This window comes from Acidobacteriota bacterium, assembly GCA_016196035.1.
Taxonomy (GTDB): domain Bacteria; phylum Acidobacteriota; class Blastocatellia; order RBC074; family RBC074; genus JACPYM01.
This window is the reverse complement of record JACPYM010000073.1, coordinates 1-13696: the sequence shown is the minus strand read 5'-3', so window position 1 is coordinate 13696 and position 13696 is coordinate 1. Positions and strand designations below refer to the sequence as shown.

At 61.8% G+C, this 13696-nt stretch carries 12 protein-coding genes; all 12 read right to left on the bottom strand.

Features of this window, described 5'->3' with window-relative positions:
* Window positions 1–270 precede the first annotated feature (270 nt).
* Window positions 271–3579, bottom strand: coding sequence for a response regulator (locus tag HY011_22290; protein MBI3425665.1), 3309 nt, complete (start codon window positions 3577–3579; stop codon window positions 271–273).
* Between the two features lies 1 nt (window position 3580).
* On the bottom strand, window positions 3581–4249 hold the full coding sequence (locus HY011_22285) for a YfiR family protein (GenBank protein MBI3425664.1): 669 nt from the start codon (window positions 4247–4249) through the stop codon (window positions 3581–3583).
* Window positions 4237–6312 (bottom strand): TonB-dependent receptor, encoded by a 2076-nt coding sequence (locus tag HY011_22280; protein MBI3425663.1) that lies wholly within the window; start codon window positions 6310–6312, stop codon window positions 4237–4239. Before HY011_22280 ends, HY011_22285 begins: the two co-directional genes overlap by 13 nt.
* A 98-nt stretch (window positions 6313–6410) precedes the next feature.
* Window positions 6411–7127 carry an OmpA family protein gene (locus HY011_22275; protein MBI3425662.1) on the bottom strand — a complete coding sequence of 239 codons (717 nt, stop codon included), beginning with the start codon at window positions 7125–7127 and terminating at the stop codon, window positions 6411–6413.
* 12 nt (window positions 7128–7139) lie between these two features.
* On the bottom strand, window positions 7140–7901 hold the full coding sequence (locus HY011_22270; GenBank protein MBI3425661.1) for a MotA/TolQ/ExbB proton channel family protein: 762 nt from the start codon (window positions 7899–7901) through the stop codon (window positions 7140–7142).
* A gap of 178 nt (window positions 7902–8079) precedes the next feature.
* Window positions 8080–8367 (bottom strand): carbon storage regulator CsrA, encoded by a 288-nt coding sequence (csrA, locus tag HY011_22265; GenBank protein ID MBI3425660.1) that lies wholly within the window; start codon window positions 8365–8367, stop codon window positions 8080–8082.
* Window positions 8368–8440: 73 nt separating this feature from the next.
* A complete protein-coding gene (fliW, locus tag HY011_22260) occupies window positions 8441–8878 on the bottom strand; it encodes a flagellar assembly protein FliW (protein MBI3425659.1) in 438 nt (145 codons plus the stop codon).
* Between the two features lie 156 nt (window positions 8879–9034).
* Window positions 9035–9940: a hypothetical protein gene (locus tag HY011_22255; protein ID MBI3425658.1), complete on the bottom strand. Its 906-nt coding sequence runs from the start codon at window positions 9938–9940 to the stop codon at window positions 9035–9037.
* Between the two features lie 211 nt (window positions 9941–10151).
* On the bottom strand, window positions 10152–11531 hold the full coding sequence (flgK, locus tag HY011_22250) for a flagellar hook-associated protein FlgK (GenBank protein ID MBI3425657.1): 1380 nt from the start codon (window positions 11529–11531) through the stop codon (window positions 10152–10154).
* Window positions 11522–12025 (bottom strand): hypothetical protein, encoded by a 504-nt coding sequence (locus tag HY011_22245; GenBank protein ID MBI3425656.1) that lies wholly within the window; start codon window positions 12023–12025, stop codon window positions 11522–11524. Before HY011_22245 ends, flgK begins: the two co-directional genes overlap by 10 nt.
* A 3-nt stretch (window positions 12026–12028) precedes the next feature.
* Window positions 12029–12349, bottom strand: a complete 321-nt coding sequence (flgM, locus tag HY011_22240; GenBank protein MBI3425655.1) for a flagellar biosynthesis anti-sigma factor FlgM — start codon at window positions 12347–12349, stop codon at window positions 12029–12031.
* An 84-nt stretch (window positions 12350–12433) separates the two neighbouring features.
* Complete coding sequence (locus HY011_22235; protein ID MBI3425654.1) at window positions 12434–13234, bottom strand: peptidoglycan DD-metalloendopeptidase family protein; 801 nt, start codon at window positions 13232–13234, stop codon at window positions 12434–12436.
* Window positions 13235–13696 lie beyond the last annotated feature (462 nt).

The window sequence follows — 13696 nt, the reverse complement described above, 5'->3', positions numbered from 1 at the left end:
CCAGGTAGGCTCCTGACTTCTTGGCTGGGAGAGCGCTGTTCCAGCCAGACACACGAATAACCAAAGCGCCGCTGCCACGGCTCTGCTTAGTTGCCTTCCACTCAAACAGAAACTTGTCATAGCTGCTCCCGTTCCCACGCTTTTCAAACGCGGCGTGTGCCTGCGTGCGCGCGCTCGCACCATTGGCCGAATTGCCAAAGCGCCGCTTGCTCACGCGCGCGGTACTGTCCCAATGTCAACTGACTCCCGTAAACGCAACTGCAAACGGCGCTAGGCCGTGCTTAGCGCCATTAATGCGCCAAGCGCCGCGTTGAGCCGGTTTAACTCGGCCTCCAGCGCTTGGCAGGCCAGGTCGGCCCCGTCGAAATTCCCGGTTTGCGCCAGTTCCTCTAAACGACAAACTGCGGCCACCGTCGCTTGCGCGCCAAAGTTGCCCGCCGCGCCTTTGAGGGCATGGGCGGCGCGCGCCAGGCCCGCGCGATCGTGCTTGGCGCTGGCTTGTGCCAGCGCGGCCAGCAAGCGCGGGCTATCCTGCCGGAAGAGTTCCCCCAACTCGGCCAGCAACTCGTGATCGCCTTCCACCTGGGCCAGCGCTCGCGCTTGATCGAAAACGGCGGCTTCGACTTCCGGCCTTTCGACCGGCGGCGCGGGCCTGGTTGCTTGACCGGCCTGCGGCGCCAGTCTGGTGAGGACGGCCAGCAACTCGGCGGACTGAAGCGGTTTGGCCAGATACCCATCCATGCCAGCGGCAAGGCAGCGTTCGCGGTCGCCTTTCATCGCGTGCGCTGTCAGGGCAATGATCGGGACGTGCTGGCCGTGCAGGCTCTCCTCGGCGCGAATGCGCGCCGTGGTTTTGAAGCCGTCCAGCACGGGCATCTGCACATCCATCAGCACCAGGTCGAACGGCTGCTGCGCAAAGGCGGCGAGCGCCTCCTGGCCGTTGTTGGCTACGGTTACCCGATGACCGTGCTTTTCTAACAGGCGGATCGCCAGCCGTTGATTGATCAGATTGTCTTCGGCCAGCAACACGCGCAGATGCTGCTCTGGTGTGACCGGCGCGCTGGGCGTGGCGCGTTGAGCAGGCGCCACGGGCGGCGCGGTGAAACCGAGCGCGGTGGCGAGCGCGTGGCGTAGCTCCGCTTGTTTGACTGGCTTGGAGAGACAGGCGGCCAGGCCCAATTCGCGGCGGCGCTCGCAATCGGCGATTTGACCGGCGGAGGTCAGCATGATGGTGGCGGTCTCGGCCAATTCGGGCCGCTGTTTGAGCGCGGCGGCGAGCGTGAACCCGTCCATTTCCGGCATGTGACAATCCAGCAGAATAAGTGCAAAGGGATTGTCGGTATCGCGGGCGTGATCCAAGGCTGGTAAGGCGGCGGCGGCGCTCTCGGCGAGCACCGGCTGCATGCCCCAATGGCTCAAGGTCGCTGCGAGAATGCGGCGATTCGTCGCGTTGTCATCCACCACCAGCACGGCCAGGCCCGCGAGATCATAGGGCACGGCGGCGGCGGCCCGTGGCTCGACCGGAGCGCGCGGCAGACCGAGCGCGGCGGTGAAATGAAACGTACTGCCCTGGCCCGGTTCGCTCTCGACCCACATCCTGCCGCCCATCAAGGCCACCAGTTGCTGCGAAATGCTGAGGCCCAAACCCGTGCCGCCATACTGCCGCGTCGTCGAGCCGTCGGCCTGGGTGAAGGCCTCGAAGATGCGCGCTTGCTTGTCTAACGGAATGCCGATGCCCGTGTCGCGCACAGTGAAATGCAATTGGATGGCGGAGTGCGGATGACGGAGTGCGGATTGTTTGGCCTGCCTGGAATGACCGGAAGGCTCGGAATTAACGGTGCGTTCGACTTGTGGCAGATCTTCAATCCGCCCTCCGCCCTCCGCCCTCCGCACTTCCACGACGACTTCGCCGCGTTTGGTGAACTTGATGGCATTGCCCACCAGGTTGACCAGAATTTGCCGCAGGCGCGCGGCATCGCCATCCACCGCTTCGGGGACGCCGGGCTGGATGTAACAAGCCATTTCCAGGCCGGTTTGGTGCGCCCGCAGCGCGAGCGTTTTCAGCGTCTCTTCGACGGTTTCGCGCAAATCGAAATCAAGGGCTTCGAGACTCAGCTTGCCGGCTTCGATCTTCGAGAAATCGAGAATGTCGTTGATCACGGTGAGCAGCGCATCCGCCGAGCTTTTGATCATGTCTACATATTCGCGCTGTTCGGTGTTGAGTTCGGTGTCGAGCGTGAGTTCGGTCATGCCGATGATGCCGTTCATGGGGGTGCGAATTTCGTGGCTCATATTCGCCAGGAATTCGCTCTTGGCGCGGTTGGCCTCTTCCGCCGCGATGGTCAGACGCTGGGCTGCCGCGATGGCTTCTTCGAGTTGCCGGTTGGTGGCGGCCAATTCGCGGTTGGTGGCTTCGGCCACTTCTTTGGCGCGGAACAACTCGGCTTCGTCGCGTTTGCGGGCGGTGATGTCGGTGATGGTGCCCAGCAAACCGGCGAACTGGCCGTCTTCGGCGTAAAGCGCGGTCGCACAGTTATAGGCCCAGCAAATCTCGCCGGCCTGGTTGCGGAAGCGGAATTCGTTGACCACTTCGCCGCCGTTGCGCGCCGCCGCCAACAGCGCCGCCTGTAAAGTGGCTTGATCTTCCCGGTGTAACGCGCGCAGCCAGCCGGTGCCCAGGCTCTTTTCAAAACTCAGGCCGGAGAGCGTCTGCCAGCGCGCATTGGTATAAATGCACTGCCCCTGCGCGTCCGTCTGATAGATGCCGCTGGGCGAGGCGGCGCTCAACGACTTGAAGCGCTCCTCGCTGGTTTTGAGATCGGCGGTGCGTTCGAGCACCTGTTGTTCGACCAGTTCGCGTTGTTGTTGCAGCGCCGAGTCGCGCGCCTGAATCTGTTCGAGCATCTCGTTGAAGCCGTCTATCAATTGCCCCAACTCATCCTGACTCGTTTTGCTGGCGCGCATAGAGTAATTCTGCTCGACCGAGATGACGCGCGCCGTGTGCGCCAGATGCTCCAGCGGTTGCGAAATGACGCGTTGCAATTTGGCCGAGAGCGGCAAGGTTACGCCCAGCGCCGCCAGCAGAATGATGACCAGGATGCTGGCGTGCCGCTTCAATTGCGCGTCCAATTCTTTCAGATCGGATTCCAGATAAATCGTGCCGACCATTTCGCCGCTCAGGTTGATCTGCTGAAACAACACCAACCGGTCTTGGCTGAAATAGCTCCCCGGCGTTTGCGGCACGGGCGGCGTGAATCTGGCTTGCGCGTCGCCGCGCAAGTATTTGGCAAACGACGCGCCATCTTTGTCGTAAAGACAGGCGGAAACGATAGACGGTTTGGCGCTCAAGCCCGCCAGTAACTCGCGGGCGGACTGCTGATCGTCGAAGGTGAGGGCGGCGGTGCTGTTCAATTCGAGCATCTCGGCCAGCGTCGTGAGGTCGCGCACCATCGCCTGGCGCGCGCTGCCCAGGTCATAAGTAATAAACGCCGCGCATGCCAACAGCAGCCCGGCGCCGCTGGTGAGCATGATGATCAGGGTCAGTTTGCGTTTGATTGAGAGTTGCTGGAAAACGCGCATCTTACTCCCTCCTTGCGGCCTGTCCGCCCCGGGCAGGTTTCGCCAAAATTTGCAGCCGCGAGCTAATTTTCAAATGGCACTGTTCGGCGGGTTCCGCATTGATTTCAAAGCGCACCTTGCCGCCTTCGATAACGAAATTGATCAGACCGCCTTGCTCGGTAAATTGCTCGGCTTCGCCGATGGTCAAGACGCTCGCGCCTCTGAGACTCTCGAAGATTTGCGCCCAACGGCCGCGCTCCGATGAACTGATGAAAAGGATGTGGCAGCCGCGCAGGTTCTGGCCGCGCTTCAAGCGTTTGATCAGCAACGGATGTCCATTGATGGCCTTGCCGTTGATGGCCTGGTCGAGCGTGTTGCCAAAAGGGTCGTCGCCGAGCAGGCCGATGACGAAAGGCGCGCTGGCGTCGTTGAAGGTTTCCGCCGGCCACTCGACGAATTTCGCAAAGTTGAACAGGAAGGCGGCCTTGACCTGATATTCGCTGGCCGCTTGCGCCAGGGCCTGCTGCGGGTCAGGGCCGAAGCTGGCAACCAGCGCCCCCAGCAGGAACACGCCGCTGACCCAACAGGCGCGCCTGCGCCACGCCACACAGCTTCTGCGCGCGAAGGCTTCCTTCAGATTCGGCGCAGCCAGATTCGGCGCAGCCAGATTCGGCGCAGTTAGAATCGCCATGTCGCTTTCCCCACAAAGCTGCGTTTGATCTGGCTTGGGACGACGGTGAGGTCTAAGCCATTGAATTCGGGATGCCGGTTATCGAGCAGATTTTGACCGCCCAGACTGAAATCGAGGCTTTCTGTCACGCGCCACCCCAGCCTGAGATCAAGCCGGGTGTAGCGGGGAATCTGCTGCGCCGTCAGCGCCGAGACGTGATAGAGCGCCGCATCCAGTTCAAAGTTGCGCGGCAGTTTGAAGAAGGAATGCACTTGAAACTGATGTTGCGGGTTTTCCTTTTCGCCTTGCTCAGCGGCTACAGGGAGGGTGGCGTCTTCGCGGTGCAATTGCAGGCGTAAGAAAGAATAGCTGCCGCTCAATTTCCATTGGCTGGTGATGTTCCAATTGGTTGACGCTTCGACGCCGTAGGTTTCACCGTGCGTCAGATTCCTGAAGCGCAGCGGGATGACCACGTGCGGCGGCAGCGGGTCGAGTTCAAAAAACGGGCGTTCGGGCACCACAGTCAGCAGGCGGTGATAACGGTTGTAAAACGCCGTCACGTCGAGCGAAAGGCGGTCGTACATTTGACTGCGATAACCGATCTCGTAGGCGAGCACGTTTTCAGACTTGAACCCACGGTCGCCGAAATACGCCAGAATGTTGGGCGTTCCGTCCGGGCCGGGGAAGGCGGCCTGATTGGCCCGCACGTCATGCCAGGAGCGCGAAGGCGTTCTGACCGCGCGCGAAATAGCGCCCCAATAGGTCTGGCGCTGACTCGGCGTCCACAACAAGCGGACGCTGGGCTGGGCTTCGACGCCGGAAAAATCGTTGTGTTCGAGTTTCGTGCCGAGTGTCAGCCGCAGACGCTCTTTGACCAAGGTCAACTCATCCTGCACAAAGCCGCTGAAAAGCCGATAGCGCCGGTCTTTAGGTGTAAATTGCACGGGTGTCCGGCTGCTGCTATTCGTTTCATCGAAGACCGACCGGTACCCCAGCCCCCAGACCAGGTCGTGCCGCCCCGCCGCCAGATGGTGCTGGAAGTCGAGGTCGAAGGTGTCAATTTCATCGGTGAGCGCGGCCGCCTGGCGGCTCGTCTGGTCATAATAGAATTGGAGGGCGGTGTCGGAGCGTGGCGAGGAGGCGTGATTCCAACGCGCCAGCACATTCTCACCGGAGAGGGTGGCGCGCGTGTTGGCCAGCGGCGCAAAGGGCGTCGCCGCGGAAATGAGCGTGCCGGTCTCGCGCAAATCGCCTTTATAAACGTCGCCCTGCACAGTCAGCGCATCGCGCCCGGAAAATTGCCACTCGGCGCGTCCGCCCGCGCGCGCGATCTGTTCGCCGTCGCGCGCCGCCTGCCCCAGGGCATTCACGAGACCGCTGCGATTGAAGTATTTGGCATAAAACCGATAGTAGGCTTGGCTGCCCAGCTTGCCGCCGTAACGCACAGTGCCGAAGCCCTGCTCTGCGTTGCCGCCGCCGGTGCTAAGTAACCCGCCTTGTGTGTCTTTGGCGCGTTTGGTGATGATGTTGATGACGCCGTTGACGGCATTCGCGCCCCAGAGCGTGCCGCCGGGGCCGCGAATGACTTCGATGCGCTCGATGTCTTCGAGCGGCAAATCCTGTTCGTCCCAGTAAACGCCCGCGAAAATCGGCGAGTAAGTATTGCGGCCATCCACCAGCACCAGCAGTTTGTTGGCATATTGACCATTGAAGCCGCGCGCGCTGATCGCCCAGATGCTGCCGGTAACACGCGCTACTGACAAGCCCGGCACCAGCCGCAGCAATTCGGGAATGCTGGTCAACCCGGAACGCCGGATGTCTTCTTGCGTGATGACATAGATGGCCGCTGCGGTCTGAAAGAGTTTCTCTTCTTTCTTCGAGACCGAGGTGACCTCGATGTTCAGCAACTCTTCCAGGCTGGTCGTGGTCAGGTCGTTTTTGGCTGACTGTGCCCAGACCGCCTGGGCAGGCCAGGCCAACAGCAGCGCCAGCAAACACTTCATCAAGCCATCACTGACAACGCGCGGGCGTCCAACGTCGAGCTGCGCTGTCAAGCCGTAGTAAGACCAAGTCAGATATTTCATTGCAGATCCTTCCTGACAATTAGCCAGCCGATTGAGCGGATGACGGCTAGTGTGAGTGTGGCGAATGGGGATTGCTGGGGATGTCTGAGCAGCCGCCGCTATTGCTCTGTGTTCAAGATGACCAGATCAACGCGACGATTGAGCGCGCGGCCTTCCAGCGTGTTGTTATCGGCGACCGGACGTTCGCTGGCATATCCGGCGACCGAAAGCCGCGCGGGCGCGATGCCGCGCGCGACCAGTTGCGCCAACACCTTGGAGGCGCGCGCGGACGAAAGCTCCCAATTCGAGGGATACCGCGCGGTGGCAATCGGCGTCGCGTCGGTATGCCCTTCGACCCGAATTTGCGTGCGCGCGCCGCTCAGGCTATCGGCCAGCGTGTCAATCAAACCGCGCGCATCGTCACGCACCGCCGCCTCGCCCGCCGCAAAGAAACCGGCCTCGGCCAGCGACACCACAAAACCGCGCCCCGTCGTCAACACCCGCGCCCGCGCCCGCAGCAGTTCATTTTGCGCCAGCGCCCATTCGACCGCCGCGCGCGCTTCGGTCACTGAATCGCTGCCCGGCAAGACACCGCTCCCGCCCGGCGGCCCCAGCGCGGCGGCGGGCGCGCCGGCGATTTGCTGGCTCAGCGCGGCAGCGACGGCTTGCGCGCGGTCGCGATCAGCGGCGGCATAAAGCACCGCGAACAAGGCAAACAGCAAGGTCATCAGATCGGCATACGAAACCAGCCAGCGGTCGCGATGGTTCGCTTCCTGCCCGACGGTGTTGTCGCCAGCTTTGCGCCGTTTGACCTGGTCATCAGCAGTCTCGAACAAGGGGCATTCCTCCTAAGCGCCGTAGCCAGTTTGATTGGCCAGGTGCGCGGCAATCGCCGTGGGCGTTTCGTGCGCGGCAAAGGCGACCAGGGCTTCGGCCAGCACTTCGCGGCGTTTCATGCGCAAGCGATGTTGATCGCGCAAGCGCGCCGCCAGCGGGAAGAACACCAGATTGGCGATGCCGATGCCGTAGATTGTGGCGACGAAGGCCGTCGCGATGCCCAGGCCCAACGCGCCCGGATCGGCCAGCGAGCGCAACACGTAAATCAGCCCCAGCACTGCGCCGATGATGCCGAAGGTCGGCGCGTAACTGCCGGCGGCATCGAGCGTCGCCACTTCGCCCAACCCGCGTTCGTCTTCGGCATCGAGCATGCGCTGGAGCCGTTCGCGCACGGTGCGCGGTTCGGCGTAATCGGCAATCAGGGCCAGGCCTTTGGCGAGCAGTGGGTCAGTGCTGTTGTTGGCATGTGGTTCCAGGGCGCGCACGCCTTCGCGTTTGACCAGCCGGGCCAGCCAGGTCAGGCGCGCCAGCCCGGCTTCCAACTCGTCATCCTGTTCGCGAAAGCAATAAATGTAAGTGGCGTGAATGGCTTCTTTCAGCCCGCCCAAGCCACGCCGGACGACGACCGCGCCCAGCGTGCCGCCGCAGACAACCAGCGCGGCGGTCGGTTGCCACAGAAACCGCAAGCGAATGCCTTCGAGCAACGCGCCTCCGCCAATGGCGGCGAAGCCGATCAACCATCCGATCAAAACTGAAAAATCCCGGCGTTTCATAAAAGTGTTTCTTTGGATTTCCGGCAGGCGCTGGCATGCCAGTCTGAGCAACCCAAGCGCAAGTCTTGACTGTGCGCACAAAGCGGGACATCCCCTTGTAGTAACGAATTTATTCGTTACGCGCCGCAGCGAATAAATTCGCTACTACAAGGGGACGCACATTCAACCTCATTGTGTTTTAGCCGGGCTTCTCCGGCGCTTCTGACTGGTCTTCTTCGGGTTCGGCGGCGGGAGAACGCAAGCGCGCGGCCAGGCTGGTTAAGGCGGCGCGGGGTGTGGCTGTGGTCTGTGAGGCAGCCCGATTGGCGGCCTGAATCTCGGCGAAGATTTCAAAACGATGCACTGAAGTTTCGCGCGGCGCGACGATGCCCAAGCGCACGCCATCGCCGCTGACGGCTAAAACCTCAATCGTAATTTCATTCCCAATCACCAGCTTCTCGCCGGCCTGCCGTTTCAACACCAACATGAAAAGCCCTCCTGGCCCATTACCCGCTGCCGTCCTGGCAACGGTTCTCGTCAGCCGTCCCGTCCTCACATCCTCACACTAGGGCGGCCAGCGCCGCCAATGGCTCATCCAAGCGGTAGCCGCTTTCGGTCAACACCGGTTGCGTCCCGCGCATCGCCCCGGTCGAAATCACCAACGGCGCGCGCAGGTTGAGCGTCGAGTCATGCCATTCCGGCATGATTCGTGTAATCGCCAATAGCAGCGGTTCTTCATCAGTTTTGAGGCCGATGCGCGCGCGCGTTTCGCCCGGCAACCGCGGCGTGTAACTGTCGCAATAGGCTTGCGGGTCGAGCACTAAAAATGCCGTTTCGTCTGCTTCGACAGAGGCCAGCCACAAGAACGGCGTGATCTCCGGCTGGCTGATTACGACCAGGCGGCGCAATTGCGGCAATCCGATCAAGCCTTCCTCGAAGGTGATGACATCGCTCTCGGTATATTCGATGTCCGTGCTTTGAATGCGAACCTTTGGCATAACTTTCGTAGGTCAAACAAATGAAGCAGGCTTTGCCACAGAGGCACAGAGACACAGAGACAGAGAGAAAAGAAGACAGAGAGAAAAAGACAATTACGGTCGTGAACCAAATTGCTCTGTGCCTCTGTGCCTCTGTGGCAATACTTCTGGGAAAGATCAACCCAGCAGATCGAGCAAGGTGCGGCGATTGGTGACTGCCCGGGTTTGCAAAATGGCGTCCAGCGCTTGCTGCGACGATGTCAATTCCAACGCGGACTCGGCAAAGTCTGCGCCTTCGGTGTGGTCGGCGGCTTGCGCCAGCACAATCGAACGCTGCGCAAGTTGATCAGTGGTCGCCTGCACACGTTCCAGGCCGTTGCCGACCAGCGCGTGCGCGGTGCGGGCCTGTTCGGCCAGTACGGTGAGCCGGTCCAGGCTGGTCAGGACGGCGGTTTTATCCGCCGCCGGATTGCCCGTGCCGCGCAAGGCCGTCGCCGCATTTTTCAGCTCCGTAAAAATCGAGCCGGTGGCATCCGCAAACGCCGCTTCCGCTGTCACTCCAATCGCGATGGGCGCGCCATCCGGGTCGAGTTGCAGCAGTTGTTGTGTCGCGGGCGTGGCCGCCGGGACGGCGTTGTTATCGTAAGGCGGCACATCTTGCCGCGTGCCGCCGAACAGGAAGCGGTCGCCGAATTTTTGATTCGCCAGGCCGAGCGTTTGCGCGAACAGATGATCGAGTTCGGCGGCGATGTCCTTTTTGCCTTCGGCGCTGGTGTTGTCCGAGCCGCCCTGTGTGAGCAAGGCGCGCGCCCGGTCGAGCGTCGTCTCGTAACTTTCCAGCGCGCTATCGGCGGCCAGCAACGTATCGCTGGCCGTGCCGGCATTGCGTTGAAACTGCGCGAGGGCCGTTTCCGAACTGCGCAGCCGCACCACCGTGCCCGCGCCGACCGGGTCATCCGACGGACGATTGATGCGCTTGCCGCTGGCAATGCGTTCCTGCGCGGTGGCGATACGTTGCCGGCCCGCCGTGATCTGCGCGACGAGGCGGGCGTTGCTGAAACCATCTGTGACACGAAAAGTCATCTTGGATACCTGGGATTGGGGAAAGCGGACATCTTTCCTTCGCACTTAGATCGGTTTTCACTTCGGTGTACGGGAAAACTGCAAGCTGGGACGGTGCCGCGCGCGTGAGCAAGCGGCAGGTTGGCAGTGGAGCCAAGAGGGCAAGCTTGACACGCCGCTTGCTCACGCGCGCGGTACTGTCCCAGCGTCAATTCCGCATTCCGCATTCCAATTACTGCGCCAGCGATAAAACGATCTGGGTCATCTCGTCGGCGACTTTCAAAAAGTGGGCCGCTGCCTCGTAAGCCTTCTGGTATTGCAACAAGTTGACCGCTTCTTCGTCGAGCGAGACGCCCGACACCGAATCGCGCTGGGCCTGGGCCTGCGCCAAAATCAGTTGTTGCGTCGAAAGCGCATCCTCGGCGGCATGAACGCCTTGCCCGGCGCTCGTCACCAACCCCGCATAAAACGATTCGAAGGAGCCGGTTTTCGTGCCGACTACCGAAGTATTGTCTTGCAACAAGCCCGCCAGCGCGCGCGCCACCGTGGCGTCGCCGGTGCCTGCGCCGTTGGCGGCAGTGACGATCTTGCGCGGATCGTCTTTCAGTGCGGTGTTGAATTGGATATTCGCAGCCGTGACGGGGCCGCCGCCCTGCGCCAAAAAAACTGCCGTGCCCGGGTTGCCGTCCAGGTCGGTACCAGAGGTATGCAAAGTGTTGACGCGGTCGGCCACAGAAGCCGACAAGTCATCGAGGCTGGCAATCTGTCCGTTGATCTCGCCCAGCGCGTCCTGGTAACCGCGCAGCTTGCCGCTGGCAAAATTGGCGGGCACGCCATCCAGCGTCGCTTGCGTCAAGCCATTGGGCGGCGTGCTCGTCGTGCCCAAGGCGAAGGCTTGCGTGCCGACTACCAGCGATTTGCCATCGGCCAGTTGAAAGGTCACGAGGCTGCCCGCTTCGGTGGCGCGTCCGCCGGTCAATTCGGCCAACTGGCGCACCAGTTCGCCGCGTTGATCGCGCAACCCGCTGGACTGTTCGCCAATGTTTTCCGCGATGGAAATCTTGTTATTGAGGTCGGCGACCTGTTGCGTCAGGGTGTTCACCTGGTCAACGCCCTGGCCATAGGCTGCGTCAGTGCTCGAACGAATATCGGCCAAACGCGCGCGCGTAACTTGAAAGGAATCGGCCAACGTTTCGGCCTTGGCCCCGACCAGCGCGCGCAGCGGCACGGAGGTCGGTTGCGCTTCTAAATCGCGGAAGGCGCCGAAAAAGTTGGTGAGCGCGGCTTGAATGCCGCCACTCGTGTTGGAGTCGTTAAAGACCGCGTCCACCGGCGCCAGCGCATCGCGGCGCGCGGTCAAGCGGCCATTCAGGCCGGTCTCGGCATTCAAACGGGCCTCGACGAAATTGTCGCGTAAGGCGCGCACGCCATCCGGGCCAAGATCGCTGCCGCCCGGTTGCAAGTTGGTGCCGATGGGCGGCAATTGCACCTGTTGGCGCGTGTAACCTTGCGTGTTGACGTTGGCGATGTTCTGCCCGGTGATCGTGACGCCGAGTTGACTGGCGCGCAACGCCCGCCGCCCGATTTCAAACGAGGAAAAGTTTACGCCCATGATTTGACCTCCCCGCGCCGCGCATACGGCGCACGGTAGGTGAGGGGCGGCACCCCTGACAATTCGATGCAACTCGCGGTGAAGGTCGCGCCATTGTTGGCGACAGCGGCGGCGCGCGCCTGTGTACGTTGAAACGCGCGGGCCGCACTCAGCAATTCATTGGACGCCGCGCGAAAGGCGACACGCGTTTCATTGCTCAGCGCGGGCTGACCTTCGTTGCCCACGTGACGGTCAGCAAAGGCCGAAAGCGCCGCCATCAATTCCACCAGCCGCACGCGCATCTTGAGCAATTCGCCTGCGCCCGCGCGCGTCAGAGAATCAATCTTTTCGGGCTGGCCGCCGACCAACGCGCCGCACAACTGCAAGCAAGCCGCATTGAGCCGCCGATAGGCCGCCGCCTGTTCGTGCATCAACTGCGCCGCGTTTTGGATTAACTGGTCGAGCATCTTGTTGTGCGCCTGCAACGCTGCGCCTTGGCGCAGCACTTCAAACATTCATTAGACCGCTGTGGTTCCATCCTGCGTGTCTTTCAGCAAGGCATCCGCGATGTCGCCAGCGGCAGGTTGGTAATTTCCGCCTTGCACTTGGGCGCGCAATTGTTCGACGCGCCCCGCCCGTACATCCGGCAACTGCAACGTCTTATTGGTCAGTTCGCCAAGCTCTGCCGCGCGTCCCGAAACGCTGATCGAATCCGCCGCCGTGGGCGCACCTGTGCTCGCGGGTGTTGCCGTGCTGTTTTCGGGCAAGCGCTCTGTTTCCAATCGCCCCGTGCGCCGCGCTTCGACTTCGCCACCGCCGTTCAAGTTAATTCGGTTCATTTCGCAAACTCCTCACAATGACGATCCGTTATGCCTCGACGCCTCAACCTTGCTCACGGGAGCGGAGAGGCAACCTACGGCTTCTTATCGGCGAGAACGTTTGGAATCTTTAGCCACAGCTTGTAAGGGGTCTACGTGCGCACCATCTTTGTTGACTTCAAAGTGCAGATGCGGCCCGGTCGAGCGCCCGGTTGAACCAACGGTGGCAATGGTTTGTCCTGGTTTTACCTCGTCGCCGGCCTGCACCAACAGGCGCGCGGCGTGGGCATAGCGGGTGCGCTGGCCGTCGGCGTGTTCAATCTCAACCAGGTTGCCATAGCCGCCGCGCCGCCCGGCGAAGACCACTGTTCCCCCCGCCGCAGCGGCAATCGGTGTGCCTGGCGGGGCCGCGATGTCAACGCCGCCGTGCCGCCGCACGCCGCCGTGCAGCGGGTCATGGCGCACGCCGAAATTGGAACTGATGCGCCCGTGTAATGGGATGCGCAACGCGACGGCGACCGGAGCCGCTGACGCCGTCGCGTTACGCGCGAGATTGGCTGCCGCCGCTGGTGGCGCGCTCACCGCACTCGGAGCAAGGTGCGGGGACGCGACGCCACGAAGTGCGGCAGGCAACTCGCGCAAAGTGGTTTGAGTTGGAAGGTGGGCAACTGATTGCGCAGCGGCCTGGTTGGTGGGCGTTGCCGCTGGTTCAGTGGCCGGTGGCAGACAGACCCCCACAGATACCGGTGTCGCCACCGCCGGTCTTTCAGCCGCATTGTTCTCGCGCAACAGTCGAGCCGTCTCAACAGCGCGTTGCGTGCTATGTGATTCGGCGACGGCAGCGGCTTTCCCGCCTAAGCGTTGCACCAAGACATCGGCCAGCCCCACGCCGCCATTGCGCGCCATCGCCGTCGCCAACTGTTCGCTGAACATCTGTTTGTAAAAGCCGCCCTCGTTGCTGCTAAACAAACTGTCCTCGTCTTCTTCAGAGGAATTCAGCGCCGCCGTGAGTTGTTTGAGCAACATGGCCTCGAACTCCATCGCCGCCTGCCGCACCGCATGCGCTTCACGCGCCTCGGGCGAGGCGGCGTTTTTGAGCAAGGCATTTGGTTTTAGCTCGGCAGAGTCGAGACGGATGAAAGGCATAAGTGACCATTTCCATCCTGGAAGCGCAGGCATCCTTGCCTGCTGGGAAAGAAGCGGCGCAGCCTTCCTTATTCTCGGTGAAGGATAAGGAACGCTACGCGGCTTTTCTTATATAGTTTTCAAGAAAAAGAATTTCCGAAAAGTCCCAAAGGGACGACCAGCCAACAGCCCAGGGTGAAGCCCTGGGGAGTCGTGCAAATGGTTCGGCCAGCCCTGAAAGGG